Source organism: Skermanella stibiiresistens SB22 (genome assembly GCF_000576635.1).
In the GTDB taxonomy this organism is placed as follows: Bacteria; Pseudomonadota; Alphaproteobacteria; order Azospirillales; family Azospirillaceae; genus Skermanella; species Skermanella stibiiresistens.
The window spans coordinates 321815-345336 of sequence record NZ_AVFL01000001.1; the positions used below are offsets into that span (position 1 = coordinate 321815).

Annotated in this window: 22 protein-coding genes; 8 read left to right on the forward strand and 14 right to left on the reverse strand. The window is 66.4% G+C overall.

Annotated features, from left to right (window positions below):
* Positions 1 to 4: 4 nt before the first annotated feature.
* The 9 genes from N825_RS01390 to N825_RS01430 all read right to left on the reverse strand — a co-directional run bounded on the left by N825_RS01390 (position 5) and on the right by N825_RS01430 (position 9208).
* A complete protein-coding gene (locus N825_RS01390; protein WP_037446020.1) occupies positions 5 to 421 on the reverse strand; it encodes a DUF3830 family protein in 417 nt (138 codons plus the stop codon).
* A 64-nt stretch (positions 422 to 485) separates the two neighbouring features.
* Entirely contained in the window at positions 486 to 1610 is a 1125-nt protein-coding gene (gene atzD / locus N825_RS01395) for a cyanuric acid amidohydrolase (RefSeq protein ID WP_084164143.1), read from the reverse strand.
* A 34-nt stretch (positions 1611 to 1644) separates the two neighbouring features.
* The gene (locus N825_RS01400; protein WP_063833583.1) at positions 1645 to 3105 is read right to left on the reverse strand and encodes an amidohydrolase family protein; all 1461 of its coding nucleotides are present in this window, start codon (positions 3103 to 3105) and stop codon (positions 1645 to 1647) included.
* 8 nt (positions 3106 to 3113) lie between these two features.
* Complete coding sequence (locus N825_RS01405) at positions 3114 to 4172, reverse strand: ABC transporter substrate-binding protein (protein WP_051511378.1); 1059 nt, start codon at positions 4170 to 4172, stop codon at positions 3114 to 3116.
* Positions 4173 to 4201: 29 nt separating this feature from the next.
* A complete protein-coding gene (locus N825_RS01410; protein WP_037446022.1) occupies positions 4202 to 4975 on the reverse strand; it encodes an ABC transporter permease in 774 nt (257 codons plus the stop codon).
* Positions 4975 to 5859, reverse strand: coding sequence for an ABC transporter ATP-binding protein (locus tag N825_RS01415; RefSeq protein ID WP_084164145.1), 885 nt, complete (start codon positions 5857 to 5859; stop codon positions 4975 to 4977). The genes N825_RS01410 and N825_RS01415 overlap by 1 nt, the downstream gene beginning before the upstream one ends.
* Positions 5856 to 7337 (reverse strand): allantoinase AllB, encoded by a 1482-nt coding sequence (allB, locus tag N825_RS01420; RefSeq protein ID WP_051511379.1) that lies wholly within the window; start codon positions 7335 to 7337, stop codon positions 5856 to 5858. Before allB ends, N825_RS01415 begins: the two co-directional genes overlap by 4 nt.
* A gap of 18 nt (positions 7338 to 7355) precedes the next feature.
* Positions 7356 to 8147 (reverse strand): SDR family NAD(P)-dependent oxidoreductase, encoded by a 792-nt coding sequence (locus tag N825_RS01425; protein WP_037446023.1) that lies wholly within the window; start codon positions 8145 to 8147, stop codon positions 7356 to 7358.
* Between the two features lie 20 nt (positions 8148 to 8167).
* Positions 8168 to 9208, reverse strand: a complete 1041-nt coding sequence (locus N825_RS01430) for an ABC transporter substrate-binding protein (protein WP_051511380.1) — start codon at positions 9206 to 9208, stop codon at positions 8168 to 8170.
* A gap of 125 nt (positions 9209 to 9333) precedes the next feature.
* Here N825_RS01430 and N825_RS01435 point away from each other — a divergent pair, with 125 nt between their 5' ends.
* Complete coding sequence (locus N825_RS01435) at positions 9334 to 10248, forward strand: LysR family transcriptional regulator (protein ID WP_037446024.1); 915 nt, start codon at positions 9334 to 9336, stop codon at positions 10246 to 10248.
* Positions 10249 to 10257: 9 nt separating this feature from the next.
* Here N825_RS01435 and N825_RS01440 read toward each other — a convergent pair whose 3' ends face one another.
* Entirely contained in the window at positions 10258 to 11559 is a 1302-nt protein-coding gene (locus N825_RS01440) for an MFS transporter (protein ID WP_342666002.1), read from the reverse strand.
* 454 nt (positions 11560 to 12013) lie between these two features.
* Between N825_RS01440 and cyoA the strand changes: the two genes are divergently transcribed.
* The 7 genes from cyoA to N825_RS01475 all read left to right on the forward strand — a co-directional run bounded on the left by cyoA (position 12014) and on the right by N825_RS01475 (position 18540).
* Entirely contained in the window at positions 12014 to 13168 is a 1155-nt protein-coding gene (cyoA, locus tag N825_RS01445) for a ubiquinol oxidase subunit II (protein WP_037446025.1), read from the forward strand.
* A 58-nt stretch (positions 13169 to 13226) separates the two neighbouring features.
* Positions 13227 to 15230 carry a cytochrome o ubiquinol oxidase subunit I gene (gene cyoB / locus N825_RS01450; RefSeq protein WP_037446026.1) on the forward strand — a complete coding sequence of 668 codons (2004 nt, stop codon included), beginning with the start codon at positions 13227 to 13229 and terminating at the stop codon, positions 15228 to 15230.
* 8 nt (positions 15231 to 15238) lie between these two features.
* A complete protein-coding gene (gene cyoC / locus N825_RS01455; RefSeq protein ID WP_051511382.1) occupies positions 15239 to 15904 on the forward strand; it encodes a cytochrome o ubiquinol oxidase subunit III in 666 nt (221 codons plus the stop codon).
* A complete protein-coding gene (cyoD, locus tag N825_RS01460) occupies positions 15901 to 16290 on the forward strand; it encodes a cytochrome o ubiquinol oxidase subunit IV (RefSeq protein ID WP_037446027.1) in 390 nt (129 codons plus the stop codon). The genes cyoC and cyoD overlap by 4 nt, the downstream gene beginning before the upstream one ends.
* A gap of 9 nt (positions 16291 to 16299) precedes the next feature.
* Positions 16300 to 17067 (forward strand): SURF1 family protein, encoded by a 768-nt coding sequence (locus tag N825_RS01465; protein WP_084164151.1) that lies wholly within the window; start codon positions 16300 to 16302, stop codon positions 17065 to 17067.
* Positions 17068 to 17171: 104 nt separating this feature from the next.
* Positions 17172 to 18092 carry a DUF1796 family putative cysteine peptidase gene (locus N825_RS01470; RefSeq protein WP_037446028.1) on the forward strand — a complete coding sequence of 307 codons (921 nt, stop codon included), beginning with the start codon at positions 17172 to 17174 and terminating at the stop codon, positions 18090 to 18092.
* Between the two features lie 79 nt (positions 18093 to 18171).
* Positions 18172 to 18540: a ComEA family DNA-binding protein gene (locus N825_RS01475; protein ID WP_037446029.1), complete on the forward strand. Its 369-nt coding sequence runs from the start codon at positions 18172 to 18174 to the stop codon at positions 18538 to 18540.
* A 16-nt stretch (positions 18541 to 18556) separates the two neighbouring features.
* Here the strand turns inward: N825_RS01475 and N825_RS01480 are convergent, their stop codons facing one another.
* The 4 genes from N825_RS01480 to N825_RS01495 all read right to left on the reverse strand — a co-directional run bounded on the left by N825_RS01480 (position 18557) and on the right by N825_RS01495 (position 23448).
* Positions 18557 to 20050, reverse strand: a complete 1494-nt coding sequence (locus N825_RS01480) for an MFS transporter (protein ID WP_051511383.1) — start codon at positions 20048 to 20050, stop codon at positions 18557 to 18559.
* Between the two features lie 180 nt (positions 20051 to 20230).
* Positions 20231 to 20389, reverse strand: a complete 159-nt coding sequence (locus tag N825_RS37665; protein WP_037446464.1) for a DUF3309 family protein — start codon at positions 20387 to 20389, stop codon at positions 20231 to 20233.
* Between the two features lie 27 nt (positions 20390 to 20416).
* Complete coding sequence (locus tag N825_RS01490; protein ID WP_037446030.1) at positions 20417 to 20998, reverse strand: PAS domain-containing protein; 582 nt, start codon at positions 20996 to 20998, stop codon at positions 20417 to 20419.
* An 89-nt stretch (positions 20999 to 21087) separates the two neighbouring features.
* Complete coding sequence (locus tag N825_RS01495) at positions 21088 to 23448, reverse strand: DUF3772 domain-containing protein (RefSeq protein ID WP_051511384.1); 2361 nt, start codon at positions 23446 to 23448, stop codon at positions 21088 to 21090.
* Positions 23449 to 23522: the final 74 nt, after the last annotated feature.

Consider the following 23522-nt stretch of genomic DNA (forward strand, 5'->3'; position numbering starts at 1 on the left):
GGCTTCAGGCCTGTTCGAAGGTGATGCTCTGGGCACCCTTCCACAGGGCCAGCTTGCCGATCTCGGGCAGGCGCTCCAGGCCGGAGGTCAGCGTGATGAAGTGGTTGCCGGCGAGCTGGCCCATCTTGCTGGCGAACTGGACGCCGCCATAGGCCAGCAGGATCTCGGTCTCGCTGATGCCGCCGGGATAGAGCAGGATCTGGCCGGGAGCGGGATAGCTGGTGTGGTTCTCGTAGCCGACGCCGAAATCATAGTCGCCGAGCGGGATCCAGACGCCTTCGCCGCTCCAGCGGACATGGACGATCTGCGAATTGAAGGGCAGGCGCTTGATGAACGCCTCGCAGGTCTTGGGCGCCGCCGCCAATTCCAGGCGGGCGTCGAAGACGATGTCCTTGTTGACGATGACCTTCAAGTTTTCCATGTCTTTTCTTCCTCCGTTATTGGTCATGGGTGACTGGGCCCAGTCCTTAGCATGGCGCCGCGCCTCAGGCACGCTCCACGATGATCGCCACCGGACCGCCGCCATCGGGACCCTGGTGCTCGGCGCCGCCCGACACGAACAGGTCGGTCATGCCTGTCGCCCCGGCCAGCACGCCGGCGACGAAGGCGCGGGCGTGGCGGGTCGCGGAGATGTCGCTGTCGTCCAGCATCGTGTGGCGCAGCCCCCGCACGGTGCCGGTGCGGGACGCCTCCGCCTTGGCGAGCACGGTCCTGACGCGGCCCCGCGCCGCCGCGTCGAGCTGTCCGGGCTGGCCTAGGCCCAGCCGGTCCAAGGCCGCGCGGACCGGCTCGACATCGGCGGCGTCGGCCATGACGGCGTGGTCGATCGCCAAGGGGCCGGTCCAGTCCGGGCTCATCCCCAGCACCAGGATCTCGTGGCCCATGATCTCGATACCCGACGAGGTGCTGGCGCGGCCCGACCACAGGCCCATGTCGGTGCCGATGGCGGTTTCCGAGATGACATCCAGCGGCAGTTCGCCCAAGGCGACCGCGACGCCCAGGGCGCTGGCCCCGCGCGACAGGCCCATCGACTTCAGCGTGTCGCGCGTGGTGGTGGCGTGACCGCGCGCCTCCGCCTCGGCGACCCGGGCGGAGGTCAGCAGCGGGCACTTGATCTGCACGAAATGCACGGCCGAGGGATCGTTGATCCGCGCCCGTCCCATCGCGTCGCGGACACCTTGGGCGACCATCCCGACCTGCGCCAGCCGACCCAGATGCTCGGGAGGCAGGGGCGGGGTGATGGCGCTTCCCATGGCGAGTGATGGGGCGAGGGCGGAACCGCTTGAGGAAAGTTGACCGGCCGACTTCCGCTCGAACACGATCCAGTGGGGCGACAGGGCACCCTCCGTGCCGCCCGACATGACGAGGCAGACCTCGGCGGCGGCCTCGGCCCCGACATGGTCGCGCAGGAACAGGCCGAGGCTCTGGGTGGCGAAGCCGCGGCTGAAGTCGTTGACGCAGCCGTTGCCTTCCGTCTTGCCCAGGATGGCGACGATGCCGGCGGGGTCCAAGGCGCCGCTGTCGACCAGCCGGGTCAGCCCCGACACGTCGTCGGGACCGGAGGCCGCCACGCGATGGACGGCGACCATGGGAGTGGGTGCTGATGTCATGATCTTTTCCGGGGCGAGGGTGTGATGGTCTAGGTCAGCAGCATGGCGGCGCCGAGAAGTGGCGGGACATCGCCCGGTCCAATTCCGGCAGGGCCGCCTGGAGGGCCGCGCTGTTCCCCATGCCATGGCGCAGGCGCGCCAGCAGCTCCGCTTGGACGCCGTCGTGGTCGATGCCCAGCACCTCGCCGCGCCGGGCGATCGTCTTGCCGGCGACGATCACTTCGGCGATGTGCCGGGCGCCGGCCCGCGCGAACAGCAACCCGCTCGGGCACAGGTCCGGCACCAGCCGGTCGTCATCCAGCGCGCCGGTGTCGAGCAGCAGCAGGTCGGCCGGCTGGCCCGGCTCGATCACTCCGCCATCGTCGCGGCCGGTCACGGCGGCGCGTCCGTTGAGGACGGCCACCCGGAGCATTTGTCGCTCGGTCATTGCTGTCTCGAAGCCCCAGCCGCGATGCAGCGCGTTGGTCAGGCGCATCTCGCACAGCGCGTCGTCGTCCTCGTTCAGCGTCAAGCCGTCCAGGCCCATCGCGACCTTGCAGCCGCGCGCCACCATCTCGGCGACCGGGGCGATGCCGGATCGGATGCCCAGGTTGGAGCCGGAGTTGACGGCGATGGTGGCGCCGGATTCCGCGATCAGCTCCAGCTCGTCCGGCCGCGCCCAGGTGCAGTGGGCCAGGGTCAGGCGGGGCGACAACAGGCCGATCTCCTTGAGGAACCGGAACATCCCGCCGGGGAAATGAGCGTCCGCCCAATCCCGCTGGTATCGCGTCTCCAGGCAATGCATGTGGACGCGCCGTCCGCTGGCACCCGAGGCCTCCGCCACCGCCCGGAGCAGGTCGGGCGAGCACCACTGGACGCCGGTGGGACCGTATTGGACATCGACCAACTCGCCAGCGGCCGCGGCGGCGACCTCGTCCACCAGCCGAATCTGGTCGGCGACCGGCATCGGAGTGGTCCCGGCGCGCCGGGCGATCTCGCCGCGCGCGGGTTCCGGCATAAGCGCCAGCAGATCCTCGGACGGGCCGTAGACCAGGGGGTTCCTGTCCTTCATCGCCACCGCGAAGCCGATCCGGACACCGATCTCCCGCGCGGCGCGGGCCACCTCGGCGGCCTCCTCCGGCAAGGCGGTCAGCCCCTGGGTCCGCGTGTGGTGGACCATGACCGCGCCGGCTCCCCCCAGCACGCTCCGGCCCAGCGAGGCGGCGGCGGCGAGGTGGGGGTCGACGGCGGGCAGTAGCGCCAGGTATTGGAGCCACAGTTCCAGCGGCTTGCCGGCGGCGCCGAAGGAGCTCGACCGCACCGGACGGGCGTGGTCGTGGGCGTTGACCAGGACGGGCAAGGCGAACAGCGGATCGCCGGCACCGGCTGGCGACGCGTCCACTCCTGCGATCCGACCGCCCGCCAGCGTTAGCCGCCGCGACCCCGCGGGCTTGTGGTCGGGACCTTCGAGGATGCTGGCGCAGTCGATCAGGCGGCTGGGCGGAGGGGGGCTCATGGTGGTCCTCAGTTGGTCGCCGCGGGCACGCGGCGGTCGTCGAGCGGCGGCAGGAACGAGCGGTCGAACACCTTGCCGGGGACGGGCTTGCTGGACAACTCGTAAGCCTGGGCCATCACGTCGATCGAGCGCGCGAGCCGGGCGTCGTCCACGTCGCCAAGGCCGATCGCCCTCGTCTCCGGCGAGACGATCAGCCGGTCCATCGCGAACAGGATGCGGCGCTGTTCGCTCTTGCCGTCGATCAGCGGTTCCACCGCCGTCACCGCCTTGACGCCCGTAGCCGGGTCGGCCATCACGTCCTTGACGGCGCGGTTGATCGCCCGCACCAGGCCCTTGACGGCATCCGGCTTCTCGCGCGCCAGCTTCTGGGAGACCATCACGCCGTTGGAATAGAGGTCGAGCCCGTTGTCGGCGTAGTCGATCCAGCGGAATCCCTTGTCGGGGTCCTGTCCCTGCTGGATCAGGTTGACGTAGCTGGTCACGTTGAAGACCAGCGACGCCGCGACCTCGCCCCGGATCAGCATCTGCTCCTGCAGGTTCGGCTGCATGTTCAGCACCTCGACCGACGCGGCCGGGACGCCGTTCCGGTCCAGCAGGGCCGGGAGCAGGCGGGTCGCGGCGCTGCCCGCCGGTCCGCCGACCTTCTTGCCGGCCAGGTCCTTGATGGTGGCGATGCCGCTGTCGGCCTTGGTCAGCACCGAGAAGGGCGGCCTGTTGTAGAGCTGGTAGACCATGACCGGGGCGTCGGCCGGCTTTTGCGCCGCCTGCTGGATCACCGCGTTGATGTCGCCGAACCCGGCGTCATAGGCGCCCGACATGATTCGGGTGATGGTCGCGGCGGAGCCTTCGCCCTGGTCGATCGTGACGTCCAGGCCCTCGTCGCGGAAATAGCCCTTGTCCTGGGCCACGAAGTACCAGGAATGGATGCCCTGGTACTTCCAATCCAGGGTGAAGCGGATCGGCGTCCGGTCCTGGGCGGAAACCGGGGTGGAGACCGCGATGGACAGGGGGGCCGCGGCCAGGACGAATCCAGCCAGGAGCGCCGCCCGGCGGGTAAGGTTCAGCATGAGGGAGTCTCCAAAGGGTGTGCGGGGCCTCAGCCCATCGCGAATTCGGTCTTGCGGTTGGCCCAGCCGGTGACGCGGCGCTCGATCAGCGAGAAGATCACGTAGAGGGCGATGCCCAGCCCCGCCAGGATGAACAGCCCGGCGAAGACCAGCGGGACGTTGAAGTTGGACGACGCGATCAGCATCATGTTGCCGATGCCCTTGTTGGACGCGACCGTCTCGGAGATCACGGTGCCGACGAAGGACAGCGTCACCGCGACCTTGAGCGAGGCGAACAGGTAGGGCATCGCCCGGGGCAGGCCGATATTCAGCAGGATATCCCGCTTGGTCGCCTTCATCGTGCGCAGCACGTCCTCCAGCTCCGGCTCGGTCGTGGCGAGGCCGGTCGCCATGTTGACCACGACCGGGAACACCGAGATGATCATCGAGGTCAGGATCGCCGGCACCGTGCCGGACCCGAACCACAGCACGAAAATCGGCACCACCGCGACCTTGGGGATGGACGAGAAGCCCACCAGCAGCGGGAAAGCGACGTTGTAGGCCAGCCGGGACGAACCGATCAGCATCCCGATCAGCACGCCCGCCGAGACACCCAGAGCGAATCCCACCAGCGTGGTGTAGAGCGTCTGGACCGCGTGCGGCATCAGCGCCGGCCAGCGGTCGACCAGCGTGAAGATGATCTGGGTCGGCCGGGGCAGGACGAACTCGCTGATGCCGAAGACGAGGCAGGCGATCTCCCAGACGATGAAGACGCCGACGATCAGGGCGGCGGAGGCGATTTTCTCGGTCTTGACGCTGGTCATCACGTCGCTCCCGCCGCGCCACGCGCTTCGACGATCAGCGTGCGCAGCTTGTGGGTCAGGTTGGTGAAACCGGGCTCGTAGGTGGTGTCGATCGTGCGCGGTCGGGCGAACGCCACCGGTTCGTCCACCAGGATGCGGCCGGGCCTGGCGCTCATCACCACGATGCGGTTGGCGAGGAAGGCGCTTTCCCGCAGGTCATGGGTGACCAGCAGCACGGTCGGCTTGGTGTCGATCCACAAGGTCTGGAGGATGCCCCACAGCTCCTCGCGGGTGAACTGGTCCAGGGCGCCGAACGGCTCATCCAGCAACAGCAGGTTGGGATCGTGGATCAGCGCGCGGCACAGCGACGCCCGCTGCTGCATGCCGCCCGACAGCTGCCACGGGAACTTGGACCCGAAATCCTTCAGGCCGACCTTGGCGAGCAGGGCTTCCGCCCGGTCGCGGTACTCGGTCTTCCGCTTCTGGCGCCAGTCCGCCCGGAACGGCTGGACGATCTTGAGCGGCAGCATGACGTTGTCGCGGATGGTCAGCCAGGGCAGCAGAGTCGGGTTCTGGAAGGCCATGCCGATCCGCACGTCCTGGGCGCCGACCTCGCGGCCCGCAACGAAGACATTGCCGCTCGTGGCCTTCAGCAGGTCGCCGACCAGCTTGAGGATGGTGGACTTGCCGCAGCCGGAAGGGCCGACCAGGGCTATGAAATCACCCTCGCCGGCGCGCAGCGAGACCTCGGCCAGCGCCTGGGTCGCGGTCTCGCCCTTGCCATAGGAGACGGTGACCTTCTCCAACTCGATGAACAGCTTCCGCTGGGGCTCGGGAGGCGGCGGCGCCGGAGGAGCCGTTGGGATGGGCGCCACGCGGGCGAAGGGGACGGGGTTGGTCGTCATGCGGCCTCCTGGGTGGACGAGCCGGCTTGTCCCGATTTCCCGCCCGTGATCGCCGCCGTGGTCTCGTCGACATGGCGCGGCTCCGGCTTGGGCATCGCCTGGACCCGGGTAACCGACAGGCCCCAGCCGGTGGCCTCCTCGATCAGCTTTCGGTCACGCATCACGAAGCGGCCGCGCACCAGGGTGTGGACCGGGACTCCGACGACCTCGAAGCCCTCGAACGGCGTGATCTTGCCGCGCGAGTGCAGCGCCTCGGCCCGGATGGTCTCGCGTCGTCCCAGATCCACGATGGCGATGTCGGCGTCGGAGCCGGGGACCAGCGCGCCCTTGTGCGGGAACAGGCCGAACGCCTTGGCGGGAGCCGTCGAGGACAGGCGGACATAGTCGGTCAGCGACAGCGATCCGGCGTTCACCTGGGTCAGCATCAGCGCCATCTGGGTCTCGACGCCGGGGAAGCCGCAATCGGCGCGCCAGATGACCTCGCGGGTCTTCTCCTCGGGGTCGTGCGGCGCGTGGTCGGTCGCGATCATGTCGATCGTGCCGTCCTTCAATCCTTCCCACAGCGCCCGCTGATGATGTTTCTCGCGGACCGGCGGGTTGACGCGGATGATCGGGCCCAGATCGGTGTAGGCGTTCTCGTCGAACAGCAGGTAGTGCGGGCAGGTCTCGCCGGTGATGTCGACGCCGCGCGCCTTGGCGTCGCGCAGCGGGCGCAGCTCGTCGCCCGACGAGATGTGCAGGATGTGGATGCGGGCACCCGTCCATTCCGCCAGGACGGCGGCGCGGGAAACCGCCTCGGTCGCGACCACGGCCGGGCGCGACGCCAGATGTGCCAGCGGGTCCGTGCGGCCGGCCTCCATCAGCTTCTTCTGACGAAGCGCCATGATCGACGCGGTCTCGGCGTGCAGCGAGATGCGCAGGCCATGGCGCGCGATGATCTCGAAGCCTTCCAGCATGGCGCCGGTGGACGGGGAGGGCAGGTTGCCAAACGTGTTGCCCATGAAGCATTTGAAGGCGGCGACCCCGCCCTCGATCAGGGCCTCCAACTGGTCCAGGTTGTCCTCGGCCAGCAGGCCGTAGAGGCCGAAATCGACATAGGCCTTCTCCGCCGCCTTCTGCTTCAGCCGCAACGCCTCGACGGTGGCGGTCGGCGGGTTGGTGTTGGGCATCTCGAACACCGTGGTCACGCCGCCCATCGCGGCCGCCGCCGTCCCGGTGCGCCAGTCCTCCTTATGGGTGTAGCCGGGCTCGCGGTAGTGGACATGCGCGTCGATGGCGCCGGGCAGCAGGTGCAGGCCGGTGGCGTCGAAGGTCTCGCGGGCCTCGGGCATCGTGTCGTCGGAGCCGACGGCGACGACCTTGCCGTCACGGATCGCCACGGCGCCCTTGAAGCTGGTCTGGTCGGTGACGATGGTGCCGCCCGTGATGACGAGATCGACCGGCGAGGAGGCGGGGGTGGGGGTGCGGTTCGGTTCCATGGTCTTGTTTCTTCTCGCTTAGAGGGATGCCCAGCCGCCATCGACCGGCAGATCGACGCCGGTGATCTGGCGGGCCGCGTCGCTGGCGAGGAAGAGGCAGGCCTGGGCCACGTCCTCCCCGGTGGAGACCCGTCTCAGGGCGTAATCGGCGGCGTGGCGCTCGGCCGCCTCGTCCTCGGTGATGCCGAGCCGGCGGGCCATCTCCGGCACCACCTTGCCGCGGAAGCGTGGCCCCTCGACCATGCCGGGCGCCACGCAGTTGACGTTGACGTTGTGGGGACCGGCCTCCAGCGCGAAGGACTTGGTGATGCCGCGCAGGCCCCATTTGGACGCTGAATAGGCCATCCGTCCGGCCCGGCCGCGCATGCCGAAGGTGCCCCCGACATTGACGATCTTGCCGTAACGCTGGCGGATCAGGGTCGGCATCACGGCGCTCATGGTGTTGAAGCAACCGGTCATGTTCAGCTCGACGATCTCGTCGAACTCGTCGCGCGTGGTCTCCCACCCGGTCTTGCCGACCGGGCCGGAGCCGCCCGCCACGTTGACCAGCACGTCGATCCGTCCGAAGGCGCCGACGGTGCGCTCGGCGGCGGCGGCGCATTGGACCTCGTCCGTGATGTCGCAGGCGATGACGATCGCCTCGACGCCCAGGGCGCGGGCCCGTTCGGCGACCGGCTCGATCGCGGCGGTGTCGCGCCCGATCAGCGCCAGCCGGCAGCCCTCGCCGGCGAAGGCCATGGTGACGGCCTCGCCCATTCCCTTGGCGGGACCCGTGATGATGACGGCGCGTCCCCGCAAACCGAGTTCCATGATGCTGGTTTCCGCGTTTCTCAGTTGACGACTTTGGTCGGGCGCTCGGATAGCGGCGGCAGATAGGCGTCGGTGAAGATGGTCGCGGCGTCCGGCGTCCGCTCCAGCCCGTTGGCCTTGACCACCATGTCGATCGCCCGCCTCAGGCGCTCGGGGTCGACGTCGCCCAGGCCGACCTTGGCGATCTCGGGATGGTTCATCTCCATCTTGAGGGTGGCGATGGTGCGCTCGATCTCGACCTGCTTGTTCAGCAGCGGCTCGCGCTTCATCACGGCGTCCACCGAGCCGGCGGGATCGGCGATCATGTCCTTGGTGGCCTTGTTGATGGCGCGGACGAAGCCCTTGACCGCCTCGGGATTGGCCTTGGCGAAGGGCTTGGAGACGACGATCGCGTTGGAATACAGGTCCATCCCGTAGTCGCCGTAATTGATGAAGCGAAAGTCCTTGTCCGGGTTCATCCCGGCGCTCTTGGCGCTGAAGGCGATCGTGTTGACATAACCGAACACGCCGTCAACCTGGCCGCGCGTCAGCATCTGCTCACGCAGGTTCGCCTGCATGTTGGTGATCTCGACCTTCGAGGCGTCGATCCCCGCCACCTGGGTGAAGGCCGGGAACAGCTTCAGCGCGCCGTCGTTGGCGGGGCCGCCCAGTGTCTTGCCCTCCAGGTCCTTGGCGGTCTTGATCGGGCTGTCGGACTTGACCGCGATGGTGAAGGGCGGCGTGTTGTACATCATGTAGACGGTCAGCGGCGCCTCGTCCGGCGACTTGGAGGCCAATGTGATCAAGGCGTTGACGTCGCCGAAGCCGAACTCGTAGGCGCCGGTCGCGACCTTGGTGATCGACGCCGCCGAACCCTCGCCCTGGTCGACCGTGACGTCCAACCCCTCGGCCTTGAAGTAGCCCTTGTCCTCGGCGATGAAGAACAGCGCCTGCGGTCCCTGGTACTTCCAGTTGAGAACCAGCTTTACCGGGGTTTGCGCCTGGGCGGCTCCGGCCATCGCGAAGGTCGCGGCCAAGGCCGCCGCGAAAACGATGGGCCATCTGGCGAGGGTGTCACGCATGGGCCTGTCTCTCCTGAAGAAGGATCCTGATCTGCCGGAGAGGCTAGGAGGCTTGGCGATTCACCTCAAACGCCGTTTTCTCGCTATGGTGATGCCGGAAAGTATACACACTAGGGAATGGCTCCATGAGGCACATGCGGATTTGGCGCTATGTCGAGGAGGCGGCGCGGTTCGGCTCGCTCCGCAAGGCGGCCGAGCACTTGAACGTCACGCCGTCGGCGCTCCAGCGCCGCATCCAGGATGTCGAGGAGGATCTGGGCGCCGCGATCTTCGAACGCTCGGCCCACGGCATCCGGCTGACCGCCGCCGGGGAAAGCTTCATCCGCTGGGTTCGGACCCAGGCGGCCGACCTGGAGCGGGTCCGCTCCCATATCGAGGACCTGTCGGGAATGAGGCGCGGCCATGTCCGGATCGCGTGCAGCCAAGCGCTGGTCAACTCCTTCCTGCCGAAGGAGATATCGGCGTTCCGCGCGCGCTTCCCGCTGGTCAGCTTCCAGATCACGGTGGTCGACCAGGGCTCTGCGATCCGGATGCTGCGCGACTTCGAGACCGACCTCGCGATCATCTTCAGCCCGCGCAAGGCGGCGGAATTCCAGCCGCTGGTGACCCTGGGGCAGCGGATCGTGGCGATCGTCGCAGCCGATCACCCGCTGGTGGGCAAGAGCGTCCTGCGCCTGCGCGATTGCGCCCAGTACCCGATCGCCTTGCCGGATGGCAGCTTCGGCACCCGCGCCATCCTGGACGACCTGCTGGCCGTCAGTTCGACCAAGCTCTCGGTCGAGCTTGAATCGAACTCGTTCGAGATGCTCCGGAACCTCGCCCGCTCGGGCGAGGTGGTGACGTTCCAGATCGAGATCGGCGCTCCGGTCGAGGAGACGGACCCGGGCCTCGCCGTGCTGCCGCTGAGCGACATCGACTTGGCCCATGGTCCGCTGGTCCTGGGGCAGCAGAGGGGCCGCACCCTGCCTGTCGCCACCGCCAAGTTCGCCGAACAGCTGGCCCGTCGGCTGGACGAGACGCGGCGGACCGTGCCGGCCTGATTGCCGGGATCAGCGGGATGCTGGACGGACCCGCTGGCCCGACGACGACTCCTGCGTCTCCAGCTTGTTGAACAGGAGCGAGGCCAGGGTGCAGACCGCTCCCGAGAGCAGGTAGACGCTGACCCACCCCAGCCCGAAGCGGCTGGAAAAGCCAAGCGCCACCAGCGGCGCGAAGCCGGCGCCGATCAGCCAGGACAGGTCCGACGTCAAGGCGGCCCCGGTGTAGCGGTACTGGCTGGAGAAGTTGGAGGTGACGGCGCCCGACGCTTGGCCGAACGACAGGCCCAGCAAGCCGAAGCCCAGCACGATGAATGCGGTCTGGCCGGTCGAGCCACCCCCCAGCAGCCACGGCGTCACCGCGCTGAACACGGCGATCAGCGCGGCGCAGATCGCCAGCAGGGGGCGGCGGCCGATGCGGTCGGCGATGATGCCCGACATGACGATCGCGACGGCGCCGACCGCCGCCCCGGCGCACTGCACCAGCAGGAAGCCGCCGCTCGACCGGTCGGAGAACAGCGTCACCCAGCTCAGCGGGAAGATCGTCACCAGATGGAACAGGGCGAAGCTGGCGAGCGGCACGAAGGCGCCGATCAGCACGAACCGCCCCTGGGCCGCGAACATGTCGGCGACGCTGACCGGCATCAGCTCGCGGGATTCAAGCTGCCGCACGAATTCGTCCGTGGCGACCAGCCGCAGCCGGGCGAACAATGCCACGACGTTGATCGTGAAGGCGACGTAGAAGGGATAGCGCCAGCCCCAGCCGAGGAAGTCCTCGGCCGTCAGGTTGATGACGAAATAGGCGAACAAGCCACTCGCCAGCAGGAAGCCCAGCGGGGCCCCCAATTGCGGCATCATGGCGTACCAGCCGCGGCGGCCGCGCGGCGCGTTCAACGACAGCAGCGAGGAGAGGCCGTCCCAGGCGCCGCCAAGCGCCAATCCCTGGCCGACGCGGCATACGCCCAGCAGGAAGATGCTGGCGGCGCCGATCTGGTCGTAGCCGGGCAGGAAACTGATCACCGCCGTGGAGAAACCCAGCATCAGCATGGCCGCGGTCAGCTTGACGCCGCGCCCGTGCAGGCGGTCGACCGTCATGAAGATCATCGAGCCGATCGGCCTGGCGATGAACGCCAGCGAGAAGACCATGAACGAATAAATGGTTCCCGTCAGCGGATCGACGAACGGGAAGAACAGGCTGGGGAAGACCAGGACCGAGCCGATGCCGTAGACGAAGAAGTCGAAGAACTCCGCCGTGCGCCCGATCACGACGCCGAGCGCGATCTCCTCGGGCGCGACTTTGTGGTCTGTCGACACCAGGCGAGCGTCTCGCTCGAGCGGTGCCGAGTTGGACACGCCGTTATTAACACTCATGGAAACCGCTAAACTCCCTCCTTCGCCAGTGCGGAATGAATCTCGACGCTGGCCCAGCATACGCTAATATGCTATCACGCCGTCGTCCTTCGTCAAAGGCGTCAAGGTCAAGCCTCGGGACGCCGATTGGGGACGCGAGAGGACAAGGCTTGGTTTCCCTGGTTCAACCGGTGGAAAATCGATCCCAGGCGGGAGTTTCCAGCGGATCCTTGACCGTCACCGCCCGTTGAAGCCGTTAAAAGCAAGGCTCGAGGTCTTCTCGCCGGACGAATACCGAACGAAACGCAGTTGGAGCGCCGAGGTGCCCCTGGATAGCGGAATGCGTCAAGGATTTAACAACCGAAACCCGGCCAACCGAGATTCAGCCGGGCGGCGATCAGCGGCTCCGCTCCGAGCGGTGGCGGCCCTGCTTCTGCCGATCCTGCTGAGCGGGTGCGGCACCGTGCTCATGAACCCGTCCGGCGACGTGGCGATACAGCAGCGCAACCTCATCATCATGTCCACGGTGCTGATGCTGCTGATCATCGTGCCCGTCATCGTGCTGACCCTGGTCTTCGCGCGGCGCTATCGCGCGGACAACAAGGACGCGGTGTACGACCCGGACTGGCACCACTCCACCCAATTGGAGGTGGTGATCTGGTCGGCCCCGCTGGCGATCATCATAGCGCTGGGTGCCATAACCTGGCTCGCCACCCACACGCTCGATCCCTACCGGCCGCTGACGCGGCTCGACGCCTCGCGGCCCTTGCCACCGGACGTCAAGCACCTGGACATCCAGGTGGTGGCGCTCGATTGGAAATGGCTGTTCTTCTACCCGGAGCAGGGCATCGCGACCGTCAACGAACTGGTGGCGCCGGTGGATGTGCCGGTCTCGTTCAAGATCACGTCGGCGACCGTGATGAACTCCTTCTTCATTCCGGCGCTGGCGGGGCAGGTCTACGCCATGGCCGGGATGCAGACTCAGCTCCACGCCGTGATCAACCGGGAAGGCGTCTACAACGGCTTCTCGGCCAACTACAGCGGCGCCGGCTTCTCGCGGATGAACTTCGCCTTCCACGGCATGTCCCAGCAGGGCTTCGACCAATGGGTCGCCAAGGTCAAGGAGGGCGGCAAGCCGCTCGACCGGGCCGGCTACCTGGAGCTTGAAAAGCCGAGCGAGCGGACACCCGTCCAGCACTTCGCGTCGGTCGAGAACGGGCTCTACGACGCCGTCCTCAACATGTGCGTGACGCCGGGCAAGATGTGCATGAGCGAGATGCACCACATCGACGCCATGGGCGGAGCCGGCCTGGAAAGCCACGGGAACCGCGAGCGCCTGCAGTACGACAACCTCCGCATGCAGGAAGGTCATGAGGCTCCGGGCGCCACCTATCCCGCGTCGGGCCGTGCGCCGCGCGACAACGATGTCCAGCCCGAAGGCATGAGCCCCAAGTCGAACGCGCCGGAGACCAACCAGCCCCAGCCCGGACCCGACGCGCATCAAGGCCACGCCATGCCGAACGCGCCCGATGGCTCGGCGCCCGCGCAGTTGAACAACAAGACCAACGAATAGCGCCGGCGACGAATGGCCCGCCATTCCCGCCCCGCGATCCTCGGAACGAGTGGATTGAATGTTCTCAAATCCTGATCTGGCTCAGATCCTCTTCGGCCGGCTGACCTGGGAAGCCATCCCCTATCACGAGCCGATCCTGATCGCGACCTTCATCGCCGTCGCCTTGGGCGGCATCGCGCTGATGGGTGCCGTGACGTGGTTCGGCAAGTGGGGCTATCTCTGGAACGAGTGGTTCACGAGCGTCGATCACAAGAAGATCGGGATCATGTACGGCATCCTGGCGATCATCATGCTGCTGCGGGGCTTCGCCGACGCGATCATGATGCTGACCCAGAAGGCCATCGCGTTCGGCCCGAACGAGGGCTATCTGCCGCCGCACCACTTCGATCAGGTCTTCACCGCCCATGGCGTGATCATGATCTTCTTCTTCGCGATGCCGTTGATCACGGCCGTGATGAACCTGATCATGCCGCTCCAGATCGGCGCCCGCGACGTGGCGTTCCCCTTCCTCAACAATCTCAGCTTCTGGATGACCGCCGGCGGCGCCGCGATCACCATGCTCTCGCTGTTCGTCGGCGAGTTCGCCCGGACTGGCTGGCTGGCCTATCCGCCGCTGTCCGGCGCCGACTACAGCCCAGGCGTGGGGGTCGATTACTACATCTGGGGATTGCAGGTCGCCGGTGTCGGCACGACGCTATCCGGGATCAACCTGATCGCCACCATCGTCAAGATGCGGGCTCCGGGCATGACCATGATGAAGATGCCCGTCTTCACCTGGACCACGCTGTGCGCCAACGTCCTGATCGTCGCGGCGTTCCCGGTCCTTACCGCCACCCTGGCGCTGCTGACGCTCGACCGTTACGTGGGGACGCACTTCTTCACGAACGATCTCGGCGGCAACCCGATGATGTACATCAACCTGATCTGGATCTGGGGCCATCCCGAGGTCTACATCCTGATCCTGCCCGCCTTCGGCATCTTCTCGGAAGTCGTCTCGACGTTCAGCGGCAAGCGCCTGTTCGGCTACGCCTCCATGGTCTACGCGACGGTGGTCATCACGATCCTGTCCTATCTGGTCTGGCTGCACCACTTCTTCACGATGGGCTCGGGAGCCAGCGTCAACGCCTTCTTCGGCATCACGACGATGATCATCTCGATCCCGACCGGCGCCAAGATCTTCAACTGGCTGTTCACCATGTACCGGGGCCGCATCCGGTTCGAGGTGCCCATGCTGTGGACGATCGGCTTCATGGTGACCTTCGTGATCGGCGGCATGACGGGCGTGCTGCTGGCGGTGCCGCCGGCCGACTTCGTGCTGCACAACGGGCTGTTCCTGATCGCCCACTTCCACAACGTCATCATCGGCGGCGTGGTCTTCGGCCTGCTGGCCGGCATCAATTACTGGTGGCCCAAGGCCTTCGGCTTCAAGCTCGACAGTTTCTGGGGCAAGACGTCGTTCTGGTTCTGGCTGATCGGGTTCTACGTCACCTTCATGCCGATGTATGTGCTGGGCCTGATGGGCGTCACGCGCCGGCTGAACCACTTCGACGACCCGTCGCTCCAGATCTGGTTCATCATCTCGACCCTCGGCGCCTGCCTGATCGCGCTGGGCATCGCCAGCTTCATCGTGCAGATCGTCGTCAGCATCCTGCGGCGCGACCAGCTGCGCGACGTGACGGGTGACCCTTGGCAGGGGCGGACGCTGGAATGGGCGACGTCGTCGCCGCCGCCCGCCTACAACTTCGCGTTCACCCCCGTCATCCACGACCTGGACGCCTGGTGGGACATGAAGCGCCGCGGCCACGCCGCGCCGAGGGATGGCTACCGGCCGATCCACATGCCGAGGAACACCCCCACCGGGGTGATCCTCGCCGGGTTCAGCACCGTCCTGGCCTTCGCCCTGATCTGGTACATCTGGTGGCTCGCCGCCGTCGCGGCGATCGGGCTGCTGGTGACCTCGATCGCGCACACCTTCAACTACAAGCGGGACTACTACATCCCGGCCGAGGAGGTCATGAGGACCGAGACCAGACGCGCCCGCGCGATGGCCGCGGCGGAGTAGGCGGGATCATGACGGCACATACCGAAAACCGACTGGCGGAGAACAGGCCGGCCGAATTGGATGCCGGGGCGGAAGCCCCGGTCTTCTACGACACGGACGAGCATGGTCACCATCCCGAGAGCGGGACCATGCTGGGATTCTGGATCTACCTGATGAGCGACGCGCTCATCTTCGCGGTCCTGTTCGCGACATACGGCGTGCTCAGCCGCCGCTACGCCGCCGGTCCCTCGCCGGCCGACCTGTTCGACCTGCCGCTGGTGGCGCTCAACACGGCGCTGCTCCTGTTCTCCTCCATCACCTATGGCGTGGCGATGCTGGAGGCGGAGAAGCGGCGGATGGGGCTGACGCTGTTCTGGCTTGGGCTGACCGGGGTGTTCGGCCTGGCGTTCCTGGGGATCGAGCTCTACGAGTTCCACCACATGATCTCGGAAGGCGCCGGGCCGTGGCGCAGCGCCTTCCTGTCCGCGTTCTTCGCGCTGGTGGGCACCCACGGCTTGCACGTCACCTTCGGCATCATCTGGCTGGTCACGCTGATGTTCCAGTTGCCGATGCATGGGTTCATACCGGAAAACCACCGCCGCCTGATGTGCCTGGGCATGTTCTGGCACTTCCTGGATGTGATCTGGATCGGCGTGTTCACCTTTGTCTATCTGATGGGAGTCCTTCTGGCATGAGCGCGCAGGCCGAAAGCGAGCATCACGACGCGGACGAGCACACCCATTCCGGCAGCCGTCACGGGACTTTCAAGGATTACCTGATCGGTTTCGTCCTCGCGGCGGTGCTGACGGCCATCCCGTTCTGGATCGTGATCTACGACGTCTTCCGCAACCCAAAGGTCGGCGCCGTCGTCATCCTGATCTTCGCCTTCGTGCAGATCGTCGTCCACATGGTCTACTTCCTGCACATGAACTCGAAGTCGGAAGGTGGCTGGACGGTGCTGGCGCTGATCTTCACCGCCATCCTGGTGGTCATCACCCTGGCCGGTTCGCTGTGGGTGATGTCCCACCTGGACGCCAACATGATGCCGATGTCGCCGGAGCACATGCGCAACATGCCCTGACGGGCCGTCGTGTCCGAGGGGGATGGCGCGCCCGGGCGACGGCGTTCGACCGCGTCGCTGATCGGCATCGGCGTCGCGGCGGCGCTGGTGTTCGGCGTGCTGGCGGCGCTGGGCACTTGGCAGGTCGAGCGCCGGTCGTGGAAGCTCGACCTGATCGAGCGGGTCGAGGCGCGGGTCCACGCCTCCGCCGTGGCGGCACCCGACCGTCTGGAGTGGCCGCTGGTCACGGCGGCAGGCCATGAATACCGGCACGTTCGCGTGACCGGCGTCTTCCTGCATGACCTCGAGGCCCAGGTGGTGGCCTCCACGGCTCTTGGCGCCGGCTATTGGGTGCTGACGCCGCTACGCGCCTTGGATGGTACGCTGGTGCTGGTCAACCGCGGCTTCGTGCCGCAGGATCGGCGCGACCCCGCCACGCGGAGGGCGGGGGAGCCGGTTGGGGAGGTGACGGTCACCGGCCTGCTCCGGATCTCCGAACCGGGCGGGACGGCGCTGCGGTCGAACGATCCCGCGGCCGACCGCTGGTACTCGCGCGATGTCGCCGCCATCGCGGCGGCGCGCGGCCTGACCGCTGTGGCACCCTATTTCATCGACGCCGACGCGGCGACCAGCGGACCGGAACAGCCGGTCGGCGGCATGACGGTAATCGCCTTCCACAACAATCACTTGGTCTACGCGGTCACTTGGTACGGCTTGGCGTTGATGGTCGCCTTCGGCGCCGTCCATGTCATCCGTCATGGAGCGCGGTCGGGTTCGGCGTCAAAGCTCATGCGTTAAACAAATTTTTAACGCATTCGATTACAACGAACTACGCATTTACTTTTCAAGCTATCTGGAATGGGTGGCGGTGTACTGATTTACTCCTAATATGGAGATAAAGAATGGACTTGAATGACTACAGGAATGAGAAGTTCTCCAACGATTATGTTGACGCGAACCTCAAGCGGTCATTGCAGCACTTCTTCGCCCTCACTGCGCGCGAGAGTTTTTCGGTCTCGCCAGCCGACGAGGACGTCGTTCGGGACGCCGGGGATGGCGCTGCGGCGCTGGTCCGGGACTATTTCGACATGATGCTCGAGCAGGTCGGGGAGCGGAGGAGGAACCTGAAGGACTTCCAAGGCATCCAGTTCGTCTCGATCGGCGAGGATTGCTTCAGCCGGACCATCCTGACGCAGTGGGGCGTCAAGCCCTTCGCCAAACTGGGGGAGAAATCCGGCCCGTTCGACCTGTCGGTCCACCCGATCACCAGCACGATCAAGCTTTTCCAGACCGACTTCGAGGGCTATCTCGATCCCGAAAACCTCGGATTCGTCGAGAAATACAACTTCATCAGCAACCACAAGGTCAAGGTCAGCTTCAACCACGAGACCGGCCCCACCTACACGGAAGACGGCTTCCAACCCTTGATTGATATCTACACCCGCCGCCTCAAGCAGTTCCGCGCCGTCATGGCCTCGGAAGCGCCGACCGTCCTGGTGTTTCACAGCCGATCCCCGACGGCGTCGACCGGCCAGCACATCACCCAACTCTGGAATGCCGTCAAGTCGCGCTGGAGCGTCGACGACAAGCTGATGGTCTGCCTCAGGACGTGGCCCCATGGGGCGGAGATCATCCCTTCCGCGACCATCGATGACCCGAGGGTCACTGTCATGGATATCCACTATCCCCGCGAGGGCTATGTCTGGCACCTGCCAAGGTATTGCTTCACCCGCGAAGGCTTCGAGTTCGAGCGGCGCGTGGTCGACTTCGTCAAGCGGGCGGCCATCCAATTCCAACGCCAGCCAAGTTTAGCACCCGCTTGAGGGTTATGGCGAACCCAGTGTGGAACTTTCCATCCATCAATCTTGTTATGGTTGTTAAAGCCATCAGGAGCGATGAAAAATGGAATTGGACAAGAAAACCGTGATCGGGGCGGTCGCCGCCGTCGCCGTGGGCGCGATCGGTGCCGCCGTCGCCTACAACACGCTGGGCGGCGATTCCGAGGACAGCGACGTCAAGCCGGCGGCCAAGCGGACCAAGCCGACAGGCACGCAAGCCAAAGCCACGCGGAAGGCCCTGGCGGCGTCGACCGACACGATCAACGTCAACAAGGCGTCCTTCGCCGAACTGGTCAGCCTCAAGCATGTCGGCAAGGCACGGGCCAAGCGCATCCTGGACAGCCGCCCCTTCAAGTCGGTGGAGGACCTGACCAGCCGGGGCATTGTCCCGGAGGAGGTCCTGTCACGGCACCGCGACCGCTTGGCCGTCTGACGCCGATCGTCCGGGATCACTCCGACAGCCGCCGGACGGGAATCGACCAGGCCAGCGCGGTGCCCAGCGCCGCGAAGCCCGCGATGGTCAGGAAGGCGGCGAAGAACGCGCCCCGGATCTCCTCCTGAAGGTGGATCCGCACGGCGGGGGGCAGGGTCGCCAGCATGTCGGGACCACGTTGGATCAACTCATGGAACAGCCGGGCGATCTCGGTGTCGTGCGCCGCGATGGCTGCGAACAGCACGAGGCTGACGATGCCGGTTCCGAAGGCGGCGCCGATCGAGCGGGACAGTTGGACCGAGGCCGCCGCCGCGCCCAGCACGCGGGGACCTGCCGCTCCCTGCACCGTCACCTGCACGACACCCATGACCGTGCCCATGAAGACGGCGATCAGCCCCAAAAGGCATGACAGAGCCGTGGTCCCCACCTTGTCGCCGGCGATGGCCAGGACGACCAGCGCCATGGTCGCCAAGGAAAGTCCGATCGAGGGGAAGATGGCGGTCCGTCCGGTTCGGCTGACCGCCCGCCCGGTCAACAGCGAGCCGAGCCCCACGCCGACGCTCAACGGCAGCACCAGCAAGCCGATCTCGCCGACGGTGACACCCCGCACCACCCTGAGGTAGAGGGGGATGAAGGTGATCAGGGCGACGAAGGTGGCGCCATGACAAGCCGCCAGGGCGTCGGTCCGCCAGATCGTGGGCTTCCGCAGCAGCTTGATCGGCAGCAGCGGATATTCGGCCTTGTCCTCGTGCCGGATCAGCAGGATCAAGGCGATAACCGCGGTCACCATCAGGACGGAAAACTCCACACCGGCCCCGGCGGTCAAGTCCTGCGCCTGGCTGAAGCCGATCAGGGTCGAGGACGCGAAGATCGACAGGTAGAGCAGTCCCCTGACGTCGAACGGCCGCTTCCCGCCGAGACCGGGGTTTGGCTTGAGCCGCAGGACCAGGAGGAACGCCAGGGCGCCGAGCGGAAGGTTGATCAGGAAGATCGACTGCCAGCCCAGGTGCTGGGTCAGATAACCGCCGGCCACCGGTCCCAGCGCGTTGGCCGAGACGGCGACCGCCGCCAGATAGCCCTGGAACCGGGCGCGCTCGCGTGGCGGGACCGCCTCGCCGACCAGCGCCTGCGTCAGGGTCATCAATCCGCCGCCGCCCAGTCCCTGGAGCAGCCTCGCCATGACCAGCAACTCCATCCGGGGCGCCAAGGCGCAGAGGACGGAGGCTCCGGTGAAGAGGATCAGGGCGCCGAGCATCAGCTTCCGCCGTCCGAACAGGTCGCCCAACCGGCCATAGACCGGCGCAGCGATCGTGTTCGCCACGAGATAGGCGACGACGACCCACGATATGTACTGGACGTGCCCGAGCGACGCCGCGATCTCCGGCAGGGCGGCCGAGATGATCGTCTGGTCCATCACCGCCAGGAACATCGGCAGGATGATCGACGGGTAGATCGAGAGGAAGGTGCCGCGGGAGGTGTTCGCCTCGGATGCCGAAAGCTGCTCGGTCACTACGGGAGGTCCTGATCAGGGTTCAATCCACTGGCAGTCCCTAGGCTTCCACGTGACGATTTGAGGTTCTCGTCGGCGTGGAATCACGGGCTGGCCCTTCGCAAATGGTGCGAGGCACCCTGGAAGTTCCAGCCCGTCAACGCATCCCAGTCCCGCGGCTTCGATTTGCCGTGGGCCGGGTCAGATACGGCCCAGCACGAGGAGGATGATGATCACGATGACGACCACGCCCAGGGCGCCCGATGGGAAATAGCCCCAGGAACGGCTGTGGTTCCATGAGGGCAGCGCACCGACGAGCATCAGGATCAGGACTATCAGCAGAATGGTGCCCAGGCTCATGGCGATCTCCACTAAGTTGTTTGTGGATCAACCGGTTTTGCCGAGCCAGGTTCCTCCCTCCCGACGGGTGACTTCCTTGGAGTTGATTTTCGCGGGATCGGGGATCGCCGATTGGTCGACCACGTCGATCACGCCGATGATGAAATCGACCCGGTCGCCATCGCGCGACAGCGGACAATCGATCGATTCGAACTCGATCCAGCCCCGGTTGTTGACGCGTTCCAGGTTTCCGACGCAGCGCCGGCAAACGCGGTCCCTGACCAGCCCCGTGTAGTAGTCGTGGATCGCGTGGCCGAAATTTCCAAGACCGGTGGCCTCGGAAATCAACTGGCCGGAGTTGTTGACGCCGAACAACTGGATCACCCTTTCGCCTTCCAGCGCCATCAGGAACTGCCCGTCCGCCAGCGCTTCCACGAGAAACAGCTCGCGTATCAAATGCCAGTGGTCGAGCACGTCGAACTCGCGGCGGAGCGGCAGCCGGTCCACCGCCAGTTGACGCCACCACGCGTAAAGGGAAGCCACCTTGGGCGTGAGAAAGACCGTGTCATCCGTCACGGTCGCCTCATCGATGCCATAGACGCGGGATAGCTCCAGTTTACCGAACATCATCCCAAGCCTGGTTTGTCCACCTCAGGTTTTTACTATATTAACCTCAGGATGTCATTGGCGCAATAAAGTTGCCATTGGCGAACGACCGATCACGCCGACAGCCGCATGCCCGACGCCCGCAGCCGTGCCAACACGTCGAACCACAAGGCGCTGCGGGTCGAGTAGACGCCGCGCGGCGACGAGACGAAGGCGATGGCGTTGTAGAGGACCTTGCCGTCGTCCACCCCATCGATGAAGACGGCGGGACCGGGATCGCCCAGCACGTTCTGGTGCGCCCGCATCGCGGACAGCAGCAGGTCGCGGACCGCCACCGGATCATGGTCGGAGGGAACGGAGAACTTCATCTGAAGCCGCGCGATCGAGTTGGTCAGCGTCTTGTTGCGGACCGATTTGGTGATCAGCTCGGAATTCGGGACGATCAGGGTCGAGCGGTCGGTCAACTCGATCTGCGTCGCCCGCACGTTGATGTTGCGGACATCGCCCTCGGCGTCGCCAACGGTGATCCAGTCGCCGATCTTGATCGGCCGCTCCGCCAGCAGGATCAGGCCGGAGATGAAGTTCTGCACGATCGCTTGGAGGCCGAAACCGATACCGACCGACAGGGCGCTGGCGATCAGCGCCACGTTGCCCAGGTTCAGCCCGGCGTAGCCGAGCGCCGCCGCCGCCGACACGATCAGGCCGATGTAGCGGAACGTCGTGCTGACGGAGGTCCGCACCGCCACGTCCAGCGCCGTCTTGGGCAGGAACTTGTCGGTCAGCCAGCCGTGGACGCCCCGGACGATGGTGATGCCCAGGATGAAGATGGCGACGGCGCCCAGGATGGCGCCCGGCGATATGGTGACCTCGCCGACCTTGAAGCCGGCCGCCGCCGTGTTGAACCGTCCCGGCAGCCCGCCGGTCCCGGCGCCGAATGGCGCCAAGGTCGCCGCGACCGCCAGGAACAGGATGACGATGCGGGTCAGGCCCGACAGCAGCAGGCCAACCTGATCGACGGCGCCGCGGTTGATGCCGATCATGGTGTGGGCGAACCGGCCGATCGGACCATCGCCGCTGAAGACGCTGGTGAAGAAGTCGTCGGCGAACTGCATCAGCAGGTAGACGCTGGCGCCGATGATCGCCAGCCAGGTGATCTGACGGACGATGAAGGCGCCCAAGGCGACATAGCCACCCAGCGAGAAGACGAATGTGGCCGCCAGCATCAGCCAGACCGCGACGGTGACCAGGCCCCAGAACAGCGCCTGCGGCGGCGCCTCGCCCTCCTGCGCCTCCAGCGCCTTCCGCCGGATGCGGGTGAGCGTCCACATCATGGCGCCGATCGTCAGCGCGGTGACCAGCGAGATCAGGGCGTTCCCGGCTATGGTCGTCGCCAGGCTGGCGCCGATCAGGGTGTTCAACTGCTCCAGCAGCGTGCCCGATCCGGCGACCAGGCCGATCAGGAACGGGAAATGGCGGATGCGCTGGACGGTCTCGTCGGAAACCGGCGCCAGGCGCCAGGACCCGCGGTCCATCAGGATGGCGCGTCCCAGACCCGTGATGTACGAGACGACGAACACCATGGTGGCCGCGATCCAGGCGAGCTGCTCGGCGTCGTCGGTCAGCGCCCCCACCGACTTGAAGGCGGCGTAGAGGATGATCGCCGCCAGCGAAGGAGCCAGCACCGTGGTGACCACGAACCATATCGCCAGCGCCGAGCGCCTGAGCCGGTTCGCCGGCATCTGGCCGATCGCGAGCTGCCGGGCGGATGCCTCCAGCCAGCGCCGCGCCGGCACCATCAGGATCACGGCCAGGACCAACGCCCCGCCGAGCACGGCGATGTTGCGGGGGGTGGCGACCTCGACGAAGGACCTGACATTGGCGTTCCAGAAGTCCTGGACCCGCGCGGTGTCGCGCGGCAGGCTCCTGTTCAGGTCCATCCAGAAGCTCGGAGCCAGCACCGTGTTGGTCCGTTGCCAGAGCTTGTCGTCGAACAAGGCCCGCCGCTTGGCGGTGATCTGGTCGCCGGCTTGGGATGCTCCAACCGACAGGAGGCGCGCGCGCTTGATCCGGGCGTCGATCTCACCCCGTTCGCGCGACAGGTTGGCCCGCTCGGCCTGGACCTCCGGACTTTCCGGAGGGACGTCGGCGCCTGGTTCGGGCCCCAATTCCTTCAGGCGGGCATCGACGGCCGTCAAATGCGGCGTCTGCTCCTGCGCCAGCAGTTCGGTGGCGTCCTGGATGCGGAGGGTCTCGGCGCGCAGGTTCGCCAAGGCGGCGTCGTCCTGTCCCACCGCCTCGACGCTGGATTGCACCCGCTCCAGATCGGCGGTGTAAGCGTTGAGCGCGTCGTCCGGAGGGGGAGCGGGGGTCTGGGCGAAGGCTGGAGCCAGCGTTATCCAGGACAGGAAGACCCAGACGAGGAGATGGGCGAGGGGAGGGAGCCGCTTGGGCGCGCGTGGCTGATCTTGCCGCATTCACGAATTGCCTTGTTTACCTTACGAATTCACTGCCGATCAGATGAATACCCGACAATGGTTAACGCGCGTTT